General features: G+C 65.4%; 16 protein-coding genes. 6 read left to right on the forward strand and 10 right to left on the reverse strand.

Annotated features, from left to right (window positions below; all coding sequences use genetic code 11):
- Nucleotide 1 precedes the first annotated feature (1 nt).
- Nucleotides 2-1,309 (forward strand): lipoprotein-releasing ABC transporter permease subunit, encoded by a 1,308-nt coding sequence (locus ACZ5TO_RS05845; protein WP_464799885.1) that lies wholly within the window; start codon nucleotides 2-4, stop codon nucleotides 1,307-1,309.
- Nucleotides 1,310-1,322: 13 nt separating this feature from the next.
- Nucleotides 1,323-2,009: an ABC transporter ATP-binding protein gene (locus ACZ5TO_RS05850; protein WP_184145416.1), complete on the forward strand. Its 687-nt coding sequence runs from the start codon at nucleotides 1,323-1,325 to the stop codon at nucleotides 2,007-2,009.
- A 9-nt stretch (nucleotides 2,010-2,018) separates the two neighbouring features.
- Here the strand turns inward: ACZ5TO_RS05850 and ACZ5TO_RS05855 are convergent, their stop codons facing one another.
- Nucleotides 2,019-2,591, reverse strand: coding sequence for a hypothetical protein (locus ACZ5TO_RS05855; RefSeq protein ID WP_464799886.1), 573 nt, complete (start codon nucleotides 2,589-2,591; stop codon nucleotides 2,019-2,021).
- Nucleotides 2,592-2,946: 355 nt separating this feature from the next.
- On the opposite strand from ACZ5TO_RS05855, the gene dnaE reads away from it, so the two are divergent.
- Complete coding sequence (dnaE, locus tag ACZ5TO_RS05860) at nucleotides 2,947-6,441, forward strand: DNA polymerase III subunit alpha (protein WP_464799887.1); 3,495 nt, start codon at nucleotides 2,947-2,949, stop codon at nucleotides 6,439-6,441.
- Between the two features lie 3 nt (nucleotides 6,442-6,444).
- Here the strand turns inward: dnaE and ACZ5TO_RS05865 are convergent, their stop codons facing one another.
- Nucleotides 6,445-6,843, reverse strand: coding sequence for a RidA family protein (locus tag ACZ5TO_RS05865; RefSeq protein ID WP_184145419.1), 399 nt, complete (start codon nucleotides 6,841-6,843; stop codon nucleotides 6,445-6,447).
- A 178-nt stretch (nucleotides 6,844-7,021) separates the two neighbouring features.
- Here ACZ5TO_RS05865 and ACZ5TO_RS05870 point away from each other — a divergent pair, with 178 nt between their 5' ends.
- Nucleotides 7,022-7,591, forward strand: a complete 570-nt coding sequence (locus ACZ5TO_RS05870) for a TetR/AcrR family transcriptional regulator (protein ID WP_184145475.1) — start codon at nucleotides 7,022-7,024, stop codon at nucleotides 7,589-7,591.
- A 106-nt stretch (nucleotides 7,592-7,697) separates the two neighbouring features.
- Here the strand turns inward: ACZ5TO_RS05870 and ACZ5TO_RS05875 are convergent, their stop codons facing one another.
- From ACZ5TO_RS05875 to ACZ5TO_RS05885, 3 genes are all read right to left on the reverse strand, one after another.
- A complete protein-coding gene (locus ACZ5TO_RS05875) occupies nucleotides 7,698-9,014 on the reverse strand; it encodes a L,D-transpeptidase family protein (RefSeq protein ID WP_464799888.1) in 1,317 nt (438 codons plus the stop codon).
- A gap of 132 nt (nucleotides 9,015-9,146) precedes the next feature.
- On the reverse strand, nucleotides 9,147-10,493 hold the full coding sequence (locus ACZ5TO_RS05880; RefSeq protein ID WP_464799889.1) for a DNA polymerase IV: 1,347 nt from the start codon (nucleotides 10,491-10,493) through the stop codon (nucleotides 9,147-9,149).
- A 127-nt stretch (nucleotides 10,494-10,620) separates the two neighbouring features.
- Nucleotides 10,621-10,920 carry a DUF3572 domain-containing protein gene (locus ACZ5TO_RS05885; protein WP_464799890.1) on the reverse strand — a complete coding sequence of 100 codons (300 nt, stop codon included), beginning with the start codon at nucleotides 10,918-10,920 and terminating at the stop codon, nucleotides 10,621-10,623.
- 141 nt (nucleotides 10,921-11,061) lie between these two features.
- Here ACZ5TO_RS05885 and ACZ5TO_RS05890 point away from each other — a divergent pair, with 141 nt between their 5' ends.
- Nucleotides 11,062-11,433 carry a response regulator gene (locus ACZ5TO_RS05890; RefSeq protein WP_184145423.1) on the forward strand — a complete coding sequence of 124 codons (372 nt, stop codon included), beginning with the start codon at nucleotides 11,062-11,064 and terminating at the stop codon, nucleotides 11,431-11,433.
- Nucleotides 11,434-11,448: 15 nt separating this feature from the next.
- Nucleotides 11,449-12,816, forward strand: a complete 1,368-nt coding sequence (locus ACZ5TO_RS05895) for a PleD family two-component system response regulator (RefSeq protein ID WP_184145424.1) — start codon at nucleotides 11,449-11,451, stop codon at nucleotides 12,814-12,816.
- 689 nt (nucleotides 12,817-13,505) lie between these two features.
- Here the strand turns inward: ACZ5TO_RS05895 and rpmG are convergent.
- From rpmG to rnr, 5 genes are all read right to left on the reverse strand, one after another.
- Complete coding sequence (gene rpmG, locus ACZ5TO_RS05900; RefSeq protein WP_034795357.1) at nucleotides 13,506-13,673, reverse strand: 50S ribosomal protein L33; 168 nt, start codon at nucleotides 13,671-13,673, stop codon at nucleotides 13,506-13,508.
- Between the two features lie 87 nt (nucleotides 13,674-13,760).
- Complete coding sequence (locus ACZ5TO_RS05905) at nucleotides 13,761-14,945, reverse strand: MFS transporter (RefSeq protein WP_464799891.1); 1,185 nt, start codon at nucleotides 14,943-14,945, stop codon at nucleotides 13,761-13,763.
- A 13-nt stretch (nucleotides 14,946-14,958) separates the two neighbouring features.
- The gene (locus ACZ5TO_RS05910; RefSeq protein WP_464799892.1) at nucleotides 14,959-15,621 is read right to left on the reverse strand and encodes an NUDIX hydrolase; all 663 of its coding nucleotides are present in this window, start codon (nucleotides 15,619-15,621) and stop codon (nucleotides 14,959-14,961) included.
- Nucleotides 15,618-16,097, reverse strand: coding sequence for a DUF983 domain-containing protein (locus ACZ5TO_RS05915; protein WP_464799893.1), 480 nt, complete (start codon nucleotides 16,095-16,097; stop codon nucleotides 15,618-15,620). The genes ACZ5TO_RS05910 and ACZ5TO_RS05915 overlap by 4 nt, the downstream gene beginning before the upstream one ends.
- Nucleotides 16,098-16,128: 31 nt before the next feature.
- Nucleotides 16,129-18,480 carry a ribonuclease R gene (gene rnr / locus ACZ5TO_RS05920; protein WP_464799894.1) on the reverse strand — a complete coding sequence of 784 codons (2,352 nt, stop codon included), beginning with the start codon at nucleotides 18,478-18,480 and terminating at the stop codon, nucleotides 16,129-16,131.
- Nucleotides 18,481-18,482: the final 2 nt, after the last annotated feature.

The raw sequence follows: 18,482 nt of genomic DNA on the forward strand, positions 1-18,482 counted from the left end.
CATGGCGGACGCAGCGAGCGGTGCATCGGCAACCGAGGCCCAGGCCTTCAAGAAGAGCCGCCCGTTCTCCGCCTTCGAGCGGATGGTCGCCTGGCGCTACCTGCGCTCCCGGCGCAAGGAAGCCTATATCTCGGTCATCGCCGGCTTTTCCTTCATCGGCATCATGCTGGGCGTCGCCACGCTCATCATCGTCATGGCGGTGATGAACGGCTTCCGCACGGAGCTGATCTCGCGCATCCTCGGCATCAACGGCCACATGATCATCCAGCCGGTCGACAGCCCGCTGAACGACTATGCCGCGCTCGCCGACCGGCTGGCCGCCATTCCGGGCGTCACCATGGCGATCCCGCTCGTCGAGGGCCAGACGCTGGCGCAGGGTACGGCCGGCGGCGGAACGGGCGCGCTGGTGCGCGGCATCCGCGCCGACGACCTCGCCAGGATGAAGGCCGTCTCCGACCATATCAAGGAAGGCGACCTCGTCGGCTTTGCCGCCGGCACGGGGGTCGCCATCGGCTCGCGCATGGCCGAGGCGCTCGGGCTCACCGCCGGCAGCCAGATCACGCTCGTGGCGCCCGAGGGCGACGTGACGCCGCTCGGCGTCAACCCGCGCGTGAAGACCTACACGGTCTCGGCGATCTTCGAGATCGGCATGTCGGAATACGACGCCTCGATCATTTATATGCCGCTGGAGGAAGCCCAGCTCTATTTCAACGCCGAAGGCATCGTGCAGTCGATCGAGCTCTTCGTCTCCAATCCCGATGCGGTCGACGACTTGCGCCAGCCCGTCGAGGCGGCCGCAGGCCGGCAGATCTTCATCACCGACTGGCGCCAGCGCAACCAGACCTTCTTCTCCGCGCTTCAGGTCGAGCGCAACGTCATGTTCATGATCCTGACGCTGATCGTGCTCGTTGCCGCGCTCAACATCATCTCCGGCCTCATCATGCTGGTGAAGGACAAGGGCAGCGACATCGCGATCCTGCGCACCATGGGGGCGACTTCGGGCGCCATCATGCGCATCTTCTTCATGACGGGCGCGGCCATCGGCACGGTCGGCACCTTCGCCGGCGTCCTTCTCGGCGTTGTCGTGTGCCTCAACGTCGAATCGATCCGCCAGTTCTTCTCCTGGGTTTCCGGCACGACGCTGTTCAACCCCGAACTCTACTTCCTGAGCCAGTTGCCGGCGGACATGAATGCCGGCGAGACGGTCTCGGTCATCGTCATGGCGCTGGTGCTCTCGTTCCTCGCGACGATCTTCCCCGCCTGGCGCGCCTCCAGGCTGGATCCCGTCCAGGCCCTCCGCTACGAATAGGATAGAGAAACGCATGGCTGCGCGCGTCGCTTTGGAACTCAAGGGCATCGAACGGCACTACGGCCAGGGCGAGACCCTGCTGTCGATCCTCAAGGGGGCCGATTTCACGCTGAGAAGCGGCGAGACCGTCGCGCTCGTCGCCCCGTCCGGCACCGGCAAGTCGACGCTGCTCCACATCGCCGGCCTTCTCGAAAAGCCCGATGCCGGCGAGGTCTTCGTCAACGGCCATTCCTGCGCGGCGCTTTCCGACGACCAGCGCACCGGTATCCGCCGCGGCGAGATCGGCTTCGTCTACCAGTTCCACCACCTGCTGCCGGAATTCACGGCGCTGGAAAACATCATGATGCCCCAGCTCATCGGCGGCCTTTCCAGGGCGGAAGCGCGCGAGCGCGCCGCCCAGCTCCTCGACTACATGCGCATCGGCCACCGCGCCGACCATCGCCCCTCGGAGCTTTCCGGCGGCGAGCAGCAGCGCGTCGCCATCGCGCGGGCCGTCGCCAATGCGCCGCTCGTGCTCTTGGCCGACGAGCCGACCGGTAACCTCGACCCGGAAACCGCCGGCTACGTCTTCGAGGCGCTGGAGGCGCTCGCCCGCCAGTCGGGCCTTGCCGCGCTGATCGCCACGCACAACCATGAGCTTGCCGGCCTCATGGACCGGCGCGTCACCATCGAGGACGGCCTCGTGCGTGAAATGGAGTAGGCCCGGGGCCTACTCCAGCCCGCAGATCGATCGGCCGATCTCGTCCTTCCAGTCTTTCAGCAGAACGAACTGCGCGGGGCCCGCAACGGGCCGGCCGCCGCTTTTGCCCTTGCCGGTCAGCACGTTGAGGTCGCAGTCCCGCGTGCCGTTGTCGATCGTGTCATAGGCCGAATAGGTATAGCCGGCGACGATGAAATCGAAGTTGCGGTAGGCGATGGTGAGCGACTGGCGCCAGCGGTCGCGCCCGACCGCGTCGTTCTTCGTCGTCAGTGTGAAGGAGCCGTTGGCAAGCGCCGAAAGCTCCGGCTCCTGGCCGTAGAGGGTGTAGTTGCCCCAGACGGAGTTCGGCAGGGCGAGCGCCAGCGTCAGCCGGTTTTCCCCGGCTTTGGCGAGATAGACGTAGAGCCCGTTGTCCTCGCCGCTGTCGTCGTCCGGCCGTGCCACCAGCACCAGGTCCGCCACGCCGTCCTTGTCCCAGTCGCCGCTCGCCATGGCAACGACCCGGTCTGCCGCAAAGTCGGCGGCATGGGCGCTCACGGGCAGCGCGGCGGCAAGCAGAAGGGCGGCGGCAAGCGGCTTCATCGTTTTTCCTCCATTGGTCGAGGCGACCTTATTGCGCCGGAAAGCACCGGTCCAGAGGGGCTGTGGAAAGCCGTTGACATGAGAACAATAATAGAACAAAATAAAAACATAAAAGGAAAGGGAGCCACAATGACCGATTTTCTTCGCGAACTTGCAGCATTCACCTCCATGGCGATTTTCTTCGCCAGCTTCTCCGTCATCCTCTTCGGAATCTGACGGAACCGCATTTCCCCGACGCCAATGCATCGTCTCCACGCCTTCAAGGCGTGGAAAGCGGGCGCAAAGCCAAGAACCGGCTGGACGAGACGGCTGCGAATCCGTTTAAGCTCTTCCTCTCACTGGAAGGACGATGCGGATGGCGGACGAAGCTCTGAAGACGGATGGCGAAAAGATCGCGGAAACGCCGGGCTTCGTGCATCTGCGCGTTCATTCGGCCTTCTCGCTTCTGGAAGGGGCCCTGCCGATCAAGAAGATCATCGGCAAGGCGACGTCCGACCAGCAGCCGGCCATCGCCATCACCGACACGAATAACCTGTTCGCGGCGCTCGAATTCTCGCAGAAGGCGGTCGGCGAGGGCATCCAGCCGCTGATCGGCTGCCAGCTTTCGATCGACATGGAAGACGAGGGCGAGGGGGAACGGCGCGGCGGCCAGTCGCAGCTTGCGAAATTGCCGTCCATCGTGCTCCTGGCCGCCACCGATGCCGGCTATGCGCGGCTCGTCGATCTCGTCAGCCGGGCCTATCTCGGCGGCGAGGGCAGCCAGGCGATCCATATCGCCCTGAGCTGGCTGGAGGAGGGTACGGAGGGGCTGATCGCGCTTTCCGGTGCGCTCGGCGGCCCCGTCGACATGGCGTTCCTCTCCGGCCATCCGGCGGCCGCGACGGCGCGGCTCCATGCGCTGAAGCGGCTCTTCGGCGACCGGCTCTATATCGAATTGCAGCGCCACGGGCGCTACGACAAGCAGCACGAGCGGCGCATGGTGGACCTCGCTTATGCAGAGGACCTGCCGCTGGTCGCGACCAACGAGCCGTTCTTCCCGGCGCCCGACGACTACGATGCGCACGACGCGCTGATGGCGGTGGCGCACAACGCCATGGTCTCCGACGACAACCGCTTCCGCCTGTCGCCGGACCACTATCTCAAGAGCCGCAAGGACATGGCGAAGCTCTTCGCCGACCTGCCGGAGGCGCTGGAGAACACGGTGGAGATCGCGCAGCGCTGCTCCTTCGTGCTGAAGACCCGCGCGCCCATCCTGCCGCGCTTCACCGGCGCGACGGGCGATCCGGAGGAGGCCGAGCGCGCCGAGGCGGCGGAGCTGCGCCGCCAGGCGATCGAGGGCCTCGACCGCCGCATGGAACTGCTCGGCCTGTCGCCCGGCTATACGGAGAAGGATTACCGCGAGCGGCTGGAATTCGAGCTCAGCGTCATCGAGCGCATGAAGTTCCCCGGCTACTTCCTCATCGTTGCCGACTTCATCAAATGGGCCAAGCAGCACAACATCCCCGTCGGGCCCGGCCGCGGCTCGGGCGCGGGCTCGCTCGTCGCCTATGCGCTGACCATCACCGACGTCGACCCCTTGCGCTTCTCGCTGCTCTTCGAACGCTTCCTCAACCCGGAACGCGTCTCGATGCCCGACTTCGACATCGACTTCTGCCAGGACCGCCGCGAAGAGGTGATCCGCTATGTGCAGGGCAAGTACGGCCGCGAGCAGGTGGCGCAGATCATCACCTTCGGTTCGCTGCAGGCGCGCGCGGCGCTGCGTGACGTCGGCCGCGTGCTTGAAATGCCCTACGGCCAGGTCGACAAGATCTGTAAGCTCGTGCCGAACAACCCGGCCAATCCGACGCCGCTCTACAAGGCCATCGAGGAGGAGCCGAAGCTGCAGGAGGAGGCGGAGAAGGAGCCTGTCGTCGCGCGTCTCCTCGATATCGCCCAGAAGATCGAGGGGCTCTACCGCCACGCTTCCACCCACGCCGCCGGCATCGTCATCGGCGACCGCCCGCTCTCCAAGCTGGTGCCGATGTACCGCGATCCGCGCTCGGATATGCCGGTCACCCAGTTCAACATGAAATGGGTGGAGCAGGCAGGCCTCGTGAAGTTCGACTTCCTCGGCCTCAAGACGCTGACCGTCCTCAAGACGGCGGTGGATTTCATCCGCAAGCGCAAGATCGAGGTGAAGCTGGAGAGCCTGCCGCTCGACGATACGCTCACCTACGACATGCTGTCGCGCGGCGAGACCGTCGGCGTGTTCCAGGTGGAAAGCGCGGGTATGCGCAAGGCGCTGATCGGCATGCGGCCGGACTGCATCGAGGACATCATCGCCCTCGTCGCGCTCTACCGCCCGGGCCCGATGGAGAACATCCCGGTCTACAACGCCCGCAAGCACGGCGAGGAGGAGATCGAGTCGATCCACCCGATGATCGACCATCTCCTGAAAGAGACGCAGGGCGTCATCGTCTATCAGGAACAGGTGATGCAGATCGCCCAGGTCCTTTCCGGCTACTCGCTCGGCGAGGCCGACCTCCTGCGCCGCGCCATGGGCAAGAAGATCAAGGAGGAGATGGACAAGCAGCGCGCCCGCTTCGTCGACGGCGCCGTCAGGAACGGCGTGTCGAAGCCGCAGGCCGACCTCATCTTCGACCTGCTCGCCAAGTTCGCCAACTACGGCTTCAACAAGTCGCACGCCGCCGCCTACGCCATCGTCTCCTACCAGACGGCCTATCTGAAGGCGCATTACCCGGTCGAGTTCCTCGCCGCGTCGATGACCTACGATATGTCGAACACCGACAAGCTGAACGATTTCCGGCAGGATGCCGGCCGTCTCGGCATCGAGGTCATCCCGCCGTCGGTGCAGACCTCGTTCGCCCATTTCGAGACGGGCGAGAACCGCATCTACTACGCGCTCGCCGCCATCAAGGGCGTCGGCGAGGCGGCCGTGCAGCATATCGTCGAGGTGCGCGGCGATACGCCGTTCAAGAGTCTGGAAGATTTCTGCGCGCGGATCGACCCGAAATTCGTCAACCGCCGCGTCTTCGAAAGCCTGATCATCGCCGGCGCCTTCGATTGCTTCGGCCATGACCGCGCCGCCATGATCGCCGGCCTCGACCGGCTGCTCGGCGCCGCCCAGCGCGCGCAGGAGAACAAGACGAGCGGGCAGGGCGACATCTTCGGCATGGGTGCGGCGACGGGGCCGGAGGTCATCACGCTGCCGTCCTACACGCCCTGGCTCGCCTCGGAGAAGCTGCACCGCGAGTTCCAGGTGCTCGGCTTCTACCTTTCGGCTCACCCGCTCGACACCTATGCGCCGATCCTTGCCAAGATGCGGGTGCAGACCTTCGCCGATTTTTCCGCGGCGGTGAAGCGCGGCGCGACGGCTGGCCGCCTTGCCGGCACGGTCACCTCCAAGCAGGAGCGCAAGACCCGCACCGGCAACAAGATGGGCATCGTCGCCTTCTCCGATTCCTCCGGCCAGTTCGAGGCGGTGCTGTTCTCCGAAATGCTGAACCAGTACCGCGACCTGCTGGAGCCCGGCAAATCGCTGGTGATGACGGTGCAGGCGGAGGAGCGCCCGGAAGGCATCGGCCTTCGCATCCAGACGCTGCGCTCGCTGGAGGAGGAATCGCTGCAGACGCAGAAGGCGCTGCGCGTCTACGTGCGCGACAGCGGCCCGCTGCGCTCCATCGCCGCCCATCTCAACACCAAGGGCGACGGCCTCGTCTCCTTCATCGTCATCAAGGACAGCGGCCAGCGCGAGATCGAGGTGGAGTTGAACGAGCGCTTCCGCATCTCCCCCGAAATCGCCGCCGCCATGCGCTCCACGCCGGGTGTTCTCGACGTGGAGCTGGTGTGAGGCTCAAGCGGCGGCCGGCACGCGGGCCACGACCTTGATCTCGAAGTCGAAACCGGCGAGCCAGTTCACGCCGATCGCGGTCCAGTTCGGATAGGGGCGCGTGTCGAAGATCTCCTGTTTGACGGCCAGGATCGTGCCGAACTGGCTTTCGGGATCGGTGTGGAAGGACGTCACGTCGATGATGTCGTCGAAGGTGCAGCCCGCTGCCGCGAGCGTCGCTTCGAGGTTCTGGAAGGCGAGGCGCACCTGCTGCCCGAAATCGGGCTCCGGCGTGCCGTCGAGACGGCTGCCGACCTGGCCTGAGACGAACAGGAGGTCGCCGGATTTGATCGCGGCCGAATAGCCGTGCTCGTCGTAGAGGGCGTGTCTGCCCGCCGGAAAAATCGCTTCGCGCTGGGTCATGGCTGATCTCTCTTTCAAGGGTGGAAGGGGCCGGGGAGGCCACGATGCTTCACAACGATCGTAATTTAATATACGTTGCGTATATGAAATTGGGTGTACGCGGCCGCGATGTCAAGTTCATATACGTTTCGTATATGAAAAGAATGAGGATGAAAGCGTGAATCGACGCATCGCGATGATGGAGGAAAACCGGATCAAGCTGATCGGCGCGGCGCGCAAGGCCTTCGGCAAGAAGGGATACGCGGCCGCCTCCATGGACGACCTGACCGCCGATGTGGGACTGACGCGCGGCGCGCTCTACAATATTTTTGGCGACAAGCGTGGTCTTCTGGCGGCGGTCGTGCATCAGATCGACACGGAGATGGCCACACGCGCCAAGCAGATCGGCGCTTGTGCAGGAGACGATTGGAACGGTCTCCTGGCGGAAGGGGCGGCCTATATCGAAATGTCCCTCGACCCCGAAGTGCAGCGCATCGTCCTGCTCGATGGACCCGCCGTGCTGGGCGACCCCTCGCAATGGCCGAGCCAGAGCAACTGCCTGCAGGTCACGCAGGCGAAGGTCGAGCAGCTCGTTGCCGAAGGAATGCTCAAGCCGGTGGATGCCGAGGCGGCCGCCCGGCTCCTCAGCAGCATGGCGTTCAACGCCGCGCTCTGGATCGCGGCAAGCGACGATCCGAAGGGCGTCTTGCCGAAGGCGATCGAGGTGTTCCGGGCGCTTGCGACGGGCCTCCTCGCCCGGCCTGCCTGACGAGGTGCGCGCAATTCCTGCTGCAGCGTTTCGGCAAGGGACGCAACGAAAAGAGCCGCTGCGCCGGAAGAGCGAGCGGCCCTGACGTCATGTCAAACGTTTCCGGTCAATCGATGACGGTGACGGACGATGCCTTCTTCTTTTTCTTCTTCTTGACGCCCTGCACCGCCGTGGCGACTGCCTTCTGCGGCACCTCACGCGTCATGGTGATGAAGTCGGTGCCGTTGCCGGTTTCGGGGCCGAGGCCCGTGTCGGAGATGGAGAGTGAGGCGCCTTCGCCCATCAGGGCGGAGATGCGATTGCGGGTCTCTTCGGGAATGTCGAGCCGGTCGAGCGTGCGGGCGATGGCGTCGGGCGCTTCGGCGTCGGCCTCCGTGGTGATGCCGAGGCGCTTTTCCGTCGCCGGCGAAAGCTGGTTGTCCATGCTCACGCCGTACCATTCGGCCGTGCCCGTGTCGGCATCGACCTCGCGGGCAAGGAGGAAGTGCGTTCCGAGCGCGATCTGAGGATCGCGGATGGCGACCGGCTCCTCGAGCAGCGGCTTGAATTTCTGGCGCACGAAGACGACGCCATTCGGCGGCGTGCCTTTGCCGGCCTTGGCATAGACGGCGGCGATGAGCTCCGGCGTCACCATGCCGTCCTCCTTCAGGCCTTCGGCAAGCTGGAAGGCGCGGATGGCGGCGACAGTCTGCCTGCCGTGGCTGCCGTCCGGCACGCCGGCATCGTAGCCGAGATCGTTCAGCAGCGTCTGCAGGTCGAGCAGCCTTTCGCGCTCGCCGCGGCGGGTGATGAGGATGCGGATCGGGTCTTCTTCCGTCGGGTGCACGGTCGGGGTCTCGATCACCGGCTTCGGGTCGGTCATCGCCACTTCGACGCTTTTGTCGCCGGCCTCGATGAGGGCGGGGCGCAGGCCCGCGTCGGAGAGGAGCGGCGTATCCGGCACGACGATGGAAGGCTTGAAGAGGGCGGAATGCACGATGCGCTGCGGGGTAAGCTCGCGGTCGCTGATCAGTACATGCGCGCCGCGGCGGGTGACGGAGAACAGCGTTTTCGCAAAATCGTTCGGCATGCGCACGCAGCCGTGCGAGGCCGGATAGGAGGGCACGCTGCCCGATGCGTGCAGGGCGATGCCCGACCAGGTGAGCCGCTGCATGAAGGGCATCGGCGCGCTGTCGTAGATGTTGGAGAAATGCGTGCGCTTCTTTTCGAGGATGGAGAAGATGCCGGTCGGCGTCGCATGGCCCGCCTTGCCGGTGGAAACGCGGGAGGTCGCCACGACCACGCCGCCGTCATAGACCTTCAATTGCTGCTGATCCTTCGACACCACGATCTGGAGCGGACCTTCGAGCGTGCCGGCAAGCGCGGTGCCGCAACTCAGCATCAGGCCCACGATGCTTATGCCAGTGGCGAGGCGAAACTTCATGTTACCCATCCGTACGCAATACAAACCGGCCGAAAGCCTAGCGCATCTGGTTTAAGGAAGGCTTGATGCGGCCGTGGCGGCGGGCCGGTCTGTGCCATCCCGATGCAGTCAGGAACGCTGGTCCGCCGGGTTTTATTCGGCCGGTTCCTCGTCCCTGCCGCTGGATTTCAGGGTCAACTTTCCGTGAAAGCGCTCCGGGCCCGACTTGCCGAAGGTATAGCCGGTCTCCACGCTCGCCTTGCCGAACTTGTCGCGCAGCGTGTTCATGGCCGCCTCGGCGGCGGCCCGGCGCGCGGCGGCGGGATCGACGAGGTCCGGCGGATCGGCGCGGCCGGGGTCGGTGAGGTCGCTGACGCCGATGCCGATCAGGCGGTATTTCGTGCCGTCCGCCTCCTTGCGCAGGAGCTCCATGCCGGTGCGGAAGATCCTGTCGGCGAGCATCGTCGGGTCTTCCAGCTTGCGGTTGCGGGTGCGGCCCTTGAAGTCGGCGGTCTTCAGCTTGAGGACGACGGTGTGGCCGGCGATGCCGGACTTGCGCAGGCGCGTCGCCACCTTCTCGCTGAGGCGGCGCAGATGCGCAACGAGGTCGTCATAGCGCGAGATGTCGTCGAAGAAGGTGGTTTCCGCCGAAACGCTTTTTGCCGGATCGTTGGGGTGCACCTCGCGGTCGTCCTGCCCGCGCGAGAGATGGAAGAGCCGCTTGCCCATGATGCCGTAGCGGCGCATCAGGTCGGTTTCCTCCATGGTCTGGAGCTGGCCGACGGTGCGGATGCCGTCGCGCTCCAGCGTCTCGGCAAAGGCCTTGCCGACGCCCCAGATGAGGCGCACCGGCTTGTCGCGCAGGAAATCCAGCGCCTCGGCGGCGCCGATGACGGAAAAGCCGCGCGGCTTGTTGAGATCGGAGGCGACCTTGGCGAGGAACTTGCAATAGGAAAGGCCGATGGAGATGGTGATGCCGACTTCCCTCTCCACCCGCTGGGCGAAGCGCGCGAGCACGCGGGCAGGGGGATCGTGGTGCAGCCGCTCCGTGCCTTTCAATTCGAGGAAGGCTTCATCGATGGACAAAGGCTGCACGAGCGGCGTCAGGTCCTGCATCATGGTGCGGACCTGCCGGCCGACGGCGACATATTTCTCCATGTCCGGCTTGATGACCACGGCGTTCGGGCAGGCTTCCAGCGCCTTGAACATCGGCATGGCCGAGCGCACGCCGTGGATGCGGGCGATATAGCAGGCGGTGGAGACGACGCCGCGCTTTCCCCCGCCGATGATGACGGGCTTGTCGGCAAGCTCCGGATTGTCGCGCTTCTCGATCGCCGCATAGAAGGCGTCGCAGTCGATATGGGCGAGCGTCAGGTCGTTGAGTTCGTCGTGGTAGACGAGGCGCGGGCTGCCGCAGGCCCGGCAACGCCGCAGGCCGGCAGGCTGCCCGGCAAGGCAGTCGCGGCAAAAGCCCGGAAAGCGCGTGGCGGCAACGGTCATGACCTGGAACAAATATTGAACATCGCGACATTAGCGCCTAAATTCATGAGTCTCAATAGTCATGGAAGGCGCAGAGCATGGCGATGCACAGGCAGAAAGCCTGCCGGGATTCGCCCCGGGCGCGGGCTCAGAAATCGGCCCCGCCCGGCGGCCCGGCAAGGCGCGCATGGGCGGCGACGACCGCCTCGGGCGCAATGCCCGTCGCCGCGCTGAAGGAAAGCAGCGTCGGCTCGTGGCCCATCAGGAATTCGACAAGGCCGGCAAGGAAGCCCGGATCGTTCACCGCGCCCCGCACCTCCGCGGGCGTGACGCCGGTGAGCGAAAGGAAGCGGGAGAGCAGCTCCGGCTCGCCGGCAAGCCAGCCGAGGATGGAGACGGCGACAGCCTCCGCGTCTTCACCCGCGGTTGTATCTTTCTGGCTTTTCATCGTTTTTCCTCGGGAAATTTACCTTTTAATCAACCAAGTGACGCTAACGTGGCTGCGGTCGGGCTGGGTGATTTCGGCTTTGCCGCAACTTATCTATCTCCCGGACGGTTGCAAGGCCGGCGAGAGGAACAGGGACGCACGATGCCCAAACAGGTCATGATTGTCGAGGACAACGAGCTGAACATGAAGCTCTTCCGGGACCTCATCGAGGCATCCGGCTATGCGACCATCCAGACCCGGAACGGTATGGAAGCCCTTGATCTTGCGCGCAAATATCGCCCCGACCTGATCCTGATGGACATTCAGCTCCCCGAGGTCTCGGGCCTCGAGGTCACCAAGTGGCTGAAGGAGGACGACGAGCTCCACGTCATTCCCGTGATCGCCGTCACGGCCTTCGCGATGAAGGGCGACGAGGAGCGCATCCGCCAGGGCGGCTGCGAGGCCTATGTCTCCAAGCCCATTTCGGTGCCGAAGTTCATCGAGACCATCAAGACCTATCTCGGGGACGCGTAAGGCGGGGGCAGCAGAATGACGGCACGCATCCTCGTCGTCGACGACATTCCGGCCAATGTGAAGCTGCTCGAAGCGCGGCTGCTGGCGGAATATTTCGACGTGCTGACGGCCGAGAACGGCTACGATGCCCTCTCCATCTGCGAGCGCACGCAGGTCGACCTCATCCTGCTCGACATCATGATGCCGGGCATCGACGGTTTCGAGGTCTGCGAGCGGCTGAAGGCCAATCCGCGCACCGCCCATATCCCCGTCGTCATGGTGACGGCGCTCGACCAGCCGTCCGACCGCGTGCGGGGCCTCAAGGCCGGCGCGGACGATTTCCTCACCAAGCCGGTCAACGACCTCCAGCTCATGTCGCGGGTGAAAAGCCTCGTGCGGCTGAAGACGCTGACGGACGAGCTGCGCATGCGCGCGGCCACCGCCCGCGCCATCTCGCTGGAGGAGGGGCTGGATACCAATCTCGGCGACGAGCCGGGCGATATCCTCCTCGTCGACGGCCGCGGCTCCTCGCAGGAGCGCATCGCCCGCGCGCTGAAGCCGATCGCCGACGTCACCTGCATGTCCGATCCGCAGGCCGCGCTGTTCCAGGCGGCCGAGAGCAATTTCGAGCTCGTCATCGTCAACGCCAATTTCGAGGACTACGATCCGCTTCGCCTCTGCTCGCAGCTCCGCTCGCTGGAGCGCACGCGCTTCCTGCCGATCCTCCTCATCGCCGAGCAGGGCGACGACGACATCATCGTGCGCGCGCTCGACCTCGGCGTGACGGACTACCTGATGCGGCCCATCGACCCGAACGAGCTGATCGCCCGCAGCCTCACCCAGATCCGCCGCAAGCGCTGCAACGACCGCCTGCGCAACAGCGTGCGCCAGACGATCGAGCTTGCCGTTACCGACGGGCTGACGGGACTGCACAACCGCCGCTACCTCGACAACCACATGAAGCTCCTGGTCGACCGCGCCGCCGCGCGGGGGCGGCCGCTCTCCGTCTGCATCACGGATATCGACCGCTTCAAGGCCGTCAACGATACCTATGGCCACGATGCGGGCGATGCGGTGCTGCGCGAATTCGCAAGCCGCGTCCGCTCCGCCGTGCGCGGGGCCGACCTTGCCTGCCGCTATGGCGGGGAGGAATTCGTGCTGGTGATGCCCGATACGCCCGAGGACATGGCGGCCGGCGTCGCCGAGCGCCTGCGCATGACCGTCGAGGAGGCGCCGTTCCGCATTCCGGGCACGGATGTCTTCCTGTCCATCACCGCCTCGCTCGGCATCGCCTCGCTGGTGCCGGCCGGGGATACGCCGGAAGCCTTGCTCAAGCGCGCCGATACCGCGCTCTACGAGGCCAAGCGCTCCGGCCGCAACCGCGTGGTGGCCGCGGCCGCCTGAAGGGCGAATCGCGCCCGATCAAATAAACTTGTCCACAGCTCCGTGGTCCGCCCAAGCAAATGCGCTGCGGCAGAGCCAGTTGCTCATAAGTAGAAACTGCAATCGGAAGATGCGTTTTCGCAATTTCATGACAGTTCGTGTCGTGAAATCTGGCCATAAGTCGTACTGATTATTTTTGGCAAAACTTATCAACGGCTTGTGGTTTTCACAATTTCACCGTGTAGGCGCGTGTCAATTTGTAAGGGTGGTTGCCTTCTCGCGTGGAGGTTGAGTGGCGCGGGACGGCGCCGTTTTGATCCATGACGCAATTGGCGCCCGATGGCACATCCGCCCGCTCCGCGGTTAACTATGAGACAAGGACACCTGCCGGGAATGTTAAGAATTCGTTGATTTTTTTTCTTTTTGGCGCGATGCTCAATCCATGGGCAGCAAACAAGACAGCCCAGCCGGTTACCCCATGATGCTAGGTCCGCCGCATCTCCTGGGTCGTGGGGTCGGTCGGCCAGCTACGGCAAATACGGAATCCTCGTGCCGTCGTCGTATCTGGCCGACCCCCATTCAACGCCGCTCCCGCCATGGGGGCGGCGTTTTTGATTCGGCGGTTGCGAAAGGTTGTGGGGAAGGGCCAAAAGAAAAGGCGCCGGACGTTTCCGTCCAGCGCCTTTGCGAACCTTTTAAGGCCACCAGGATTACTTGATCTTGGTTTCCTTGAACTCGACGTGCTTCTTGACGACCGGGTCATACTTCGTCTTGGTCATCTTTTCCGTCATCGTGCGGCTGTTCTTCGTCGTTACGTAGAAGAAGCCCGTGTCGGCCGTCGACAGCAGCTTGATCTTGATGGTGGTAGCCTTGGCCATGGTCGTCCTGCCTTTATGAAAAACGAAGCCGCGGACAGCTTCCACGGCTTTAAATCTGGCCGGAAACTACAAATCGCGGCCGAAAAGTCAACCCCGCTTCGGCCGGAAAACGATCCGCAGCAGGGAAAGTACGAGGTAAAAGCCGAAGAAGGCGACGATCGCCCAGGCAAAACCGTCGTTGCCGGAAACGTCCATCGCCGCGCCGATGGCCTGCGGGCCGACGACGGTGCCGACGGCATAGCAGAAGATGAAGGCGGCATTGGCGGCGGCAAGGTCCGCGCCGACGAGTCGCGAGCCGAGATGGCCGAGGCCGATCGTGTAGAGGCCGGCCACGCACCCGCCCCAGACCAGGAGGACGCCCGCCATCAGCAGCCAGTTGTGCGAGATGACCGGCAGCGAGAGCGAGCCGAGAAGGCCGATGGCGGCCATGATCGTCAGCAGGCTGCGGCGGTCGCGCATGCGGTCGGAGAGCATGCCGAGCGGGATCTGGAAGGCCATGTTGCCGACGCCCATGACGGTGAGCAGGAGGGCGGCCTGCGCTTCCGTGAAGCCCGCCCGCGTGGCGTAGATCGGCAGCAGCGAGAGGCCGCCGACCTGCACCGCGCCGAAGATGAAGACGGCGGCCGTCGCCGTCGGCACGAGAAGGATGTAGCGCATGAAATGCAGCTCCGGCTTCTCGTTTATGATCGGGCTTTCGCGCCGGGCGATGAAGATCGGCGCGGCGGCAAGCAGGATGATCATCGCCCCGACCGCGAAGGGCAGCACGCCGTCGCTGCCGATCAGCGAGAAGAGGAGGGGGCCGGTCGCAAAGCCGAGCGAGAGCACCGTCGCGTAGATGCCGAGCACCAGCCCGCGCCGGCGCGGCGGGGCGGCGGCATTGATCCAGAACTCCGAGAGGATGAAGAGCATGGTGGTTGCGCCGTGGAAGACGAGGCGCAGCGGAAACCACAGCCAGAAGTTCTCGATATAGTAGAAGCCGAGGCCGCTGACGGCGGCGAGCAGGATGGCGCCGAGCATGGTCGTCGACGTGCCCCAGGCATGGGCAAGGCGCGTCGTGCAGGGGGCCGCCGCCATGGCGGCGACGCCCGCCATCGCGGAGTTGATGCCGATGAGCGTCGAGGAAATGCCGCGCTTCTCCATGATGATGGAGAGCAGCGGAAGGCCGAGGCCCATGGCGATGCCGACGGCGGAAATGGCGGCGATGGCTGCAAGCAGGGACCGCCAGTGAATATGCTCCACCGGGCCGGAGGTGCCGGATTGCGGCTGCGTCATAAGCGGTCGATCCTTAAAGAAGGTCCCGCCGGAATTGCCCGCGCCGGGCATAGTAGAACGGCGCGGCCCTTCCGAAGGGCAGAGACTTGTCTTCCTGAATGCTTTTCTTCAGTTCTTCAAGGATCAAGACGGTTATGTCGGGCATATCGACGCCCTTATGGTCGAAAATATCCACCCAGCGCAGGTCTTCCAGTTCGTGGCTGGCCCTCGCTCCGGCCGGGTCGACGCCGGCCTCGTCGGTGAAGAGCGCGAAGAACCGCGTATCGAAGCGCCGCACCATGCCGGCGGGCGTGATGGCGCGGGCGAGGAACCGCAGATTGGAAAGGTCGGGCCGGAAGGGAAGGGCGCCGGTCGCCGGCGATGCATGCGCCGGGCCGACGCCGATGCCGGCCTCCTCGTAAAGCTCGCGAAGGGCGGTGACGGCAAGGGCGCGAAGGCGCGCCTGCGAACAACGCGTCCCGGCCCTTATGGCGAGCCGTTCGCTGGCGAGCGGGTTGAGAGGGGCCGCGACGGGAACGAGCCGGTCGCCGGCATCGCGCCGGCCGCCGGGAAAGACATAGACGTCCGGCATGAAGACGTGCTTGCTGCTGCGCCGGCCGACGAGGACGCGCGTACGGCCCCCGGAGCGGTCGAGAAGCAGGATCGAAGCGGCGTCGACGGGCCGGATAGCCGTCATGCGGCCTTGTCGCCGCTATAGGCGTGCGCTGCGTCCGCATCATCCTCGGCCGGCTTGTCGGAGAAGCCGTGCATGCGCAGCGCCCATTGCAGCCCGATGGTGCCGCCCTTGATGGGCTGCAGCAGGAGAAGCGAGAGGATGAGCGTGATCGGCGTCCAGATGGCGAGGTGCTGCCAGGTGTTGATCTGCCAGGTGAGGTCCGTCATCATATAGCCGCCGACGACGATGTGGCCGACGATCATGATGACGAGATAGGGCGGCAGGTCGTCGGCGCGCTGGGCCGTATAGTCCTCGCCGCAGGCCGCGCAATTGTCGACCGGCTTGACGAAGGACTTGAAGAGACGGCCGGTGCCGCAGGCCGGGCAGCGGCTCAGCAGGCCGCGCTTGATGGAGCGGCCGAGCGGGCGCTCCTGCCTGGAAACCGAAGCGCTATCCCCGAAATGCAGCGTGCTGCCGGTAGTCTCGTTCGCCTGCATGTCATGTCCTTCCTGCCGGACCCTGGCCGGCCTAACGTCTTCCCCGCGGTGGGCGCGTTCCCGGCTGGCGCCGCGGCGCTGCGCCCTTGCGCCGGCCCGACTTGTGGAAGGAGCGCACCGCCGTCGGCATCTTGCGTCCCTCGCTCAGCATGTCGAACCGGAGCGAACCGGCGAGCGGCACCGCTTCCGCGAGCCTGACGCGCACTTCATCGCCGAGCCGGTAGCCGAGCCCGGTCTTCTCACCGGAAAGTGCCTGATGGGCTTCGTCGTAGATATAATAGTCGCGTCCCAGCATAGATATAGGCACGAAGCCGTCCGCGCCATAGGCGGGCAGGGTGACAAAAAGTCCCGCCTTGGTGACGCCCGAGACGCGCCCGTCGAACTCCTCGCCGATGCGGCCGGCAAGATGGTGCGCGATGAGCCTGTCCACCGTGTCGCGCTCGGCGGCCATGGCGCGGCGCTCGAAGGTGGAGATCTCCGCCGCGATGTCGTCGAGCGCGGCTTCCTCGTCCGGCGTGATGCCGCCTTCGCCAAGCCCCAGCGAGCCCACCAGCGCCCGGTGCACGATGAGGTCGGCATAGCGGCGGATCGGCGAGGTGAAATGGGCGTATTTCAAGAGGTTGAGGCCGAAATGGCCGATGTTCTCCGGGCTGTAGATCGCCTGGCTCTGCGAGCGCAACACCATCTCGTTCACCATCTGCTCGAACGGCTTGTCCTTCGCCTTGGCGAGGACACCGTTGAAATGGTTGGAGCGCATGTTGCCGCCCTTGACGAGCGAGATGTCGAGCGTCTGCAGGAACTCGCGCAGCACCTCCTGCTTGGCGAGCGAGGGTGCGTCGTGGATGCGGTAGACGAGGGCCTGCTTCTTCTTCTCCAGCGTCTCGGCGGCCGAGACGTTCGCCTGGATCATCATCTCCTCGATGAGCTTGTGCGCGTCGAGCCGCGGCGGCACGACGACCCGGTCGACGGTGCCGTCCTCCTTCAGCAGGATCTTGCGCTCCGGCATGTCGAGCTCGAGCGGCTGGCGGCGGTTCCGGCCGACCGTCATGATGCGGTAGGCTTCCCACAGCGGCTTCAGGATCGTCTCGAGGATCGGTCCGGTCTTGTCGTCCGGCGCGCCGTCGATGGCGGCCTGTGCCTGTTGGTAGGAGAGCTTGGCCGCGCTCTTCATCATGATCCGGTGGAAGGTGTGGCTCGCCTTGCGGCCCTCGTGCGAGAAGACCATGCGCACGGCGAGCGCCGGGCGGTCGACGCCCTCCTTCAGCGAGCAGAGGTCGTTGGAGATGCGCTCCGGCAGCATGGGCACGACGCGGTCGGGGAAATAGACCGAGTTGCCGCGCTTCAGCGCCTCGCGGTCGAGCGCCGATTTCGGCCGGACGTAATAGCTGACGTCGGCGATGGCGACGGTGACGATCACGCCGCCCGGATTGTCGGGCGAGGGATCGGGCTCGGCGAAGACCGCGTCGTCGTGGTCCTTGGCGTCGGCCGGGTCGATGGTGATGAGGGGAAGGCTGCGCCAGTCCTCGCGGTGCGACATGCTCGCCGGCCCCATCGCTTCCGCCTCGCGGATCGCCGCGTCGGGGAAGATGTAGGGAATGCCGTGGGCGTGGATGGCGATCATCGAGATCGCCTTTTCCGAGGCGACCGAGCCGATGACGCCCTTCACCTGCGCGCGCGGCAGGCCGTAGCGGCCCATGCGCACGACGTCGATCTCGACGAGGTCGCCGTCCTTGGCGCCGGCCGTGAAGTCGGCGTCGACCTCCATCTCCTCGCCGCGCCGGTCGATAGGCATGATGCGCCCGCCGCCGCCGGCCATGGCGCGGAAGACGCCCATGCCGGAATTCTTCTTCTTGTCGAGGACCTTGATGACGCGGCCCGTATAGGCCGGCCCGCCGCGTTCCTTCGCCGGGAAGATCTTTGCCAGCACCCGGTCGCCGAGCCCGGCGACGGGCGCCTTGTCCTTGCGCGGCCCGCCCGACTGGCGGATGAGCACGGCGGGCGCGACGCCCGCATCGTCCAGCCATTCGGCCGGCCGGCCGATCAGCTCGCCGTCGACGTCGCGCGTCGTGATGTCGAGGACGGTGACGGGCGGAAGCGCGCCGGGGCGCACCAGCGACTTGCGGCGCTTTTCGAGAAGCCCGTCTTCCTCGAAGGATTTCAGCAGCGCCTTCAGCTCCACCCGCGCCTCGCCCTTGAGGCCGAAGGCCTTGGCGATCTCGCGCTTGGAGGCCTGCTCGGGATTTTCCGAAATGAAGCGCAGGAGCACCTCGCGCGGCGGCACGGCGCCGTGGATGATCGGCGTGTCGTCCGCCGGCGGCGCGTCACGGCCCGCGAGGCCGGGCCGCCTCGACTGTCCTGCCCGGCTGCGTGGTTCCTTCGTCATGC

The organism is Shinella sp. Sh6 (assembly GCF_055392685.1).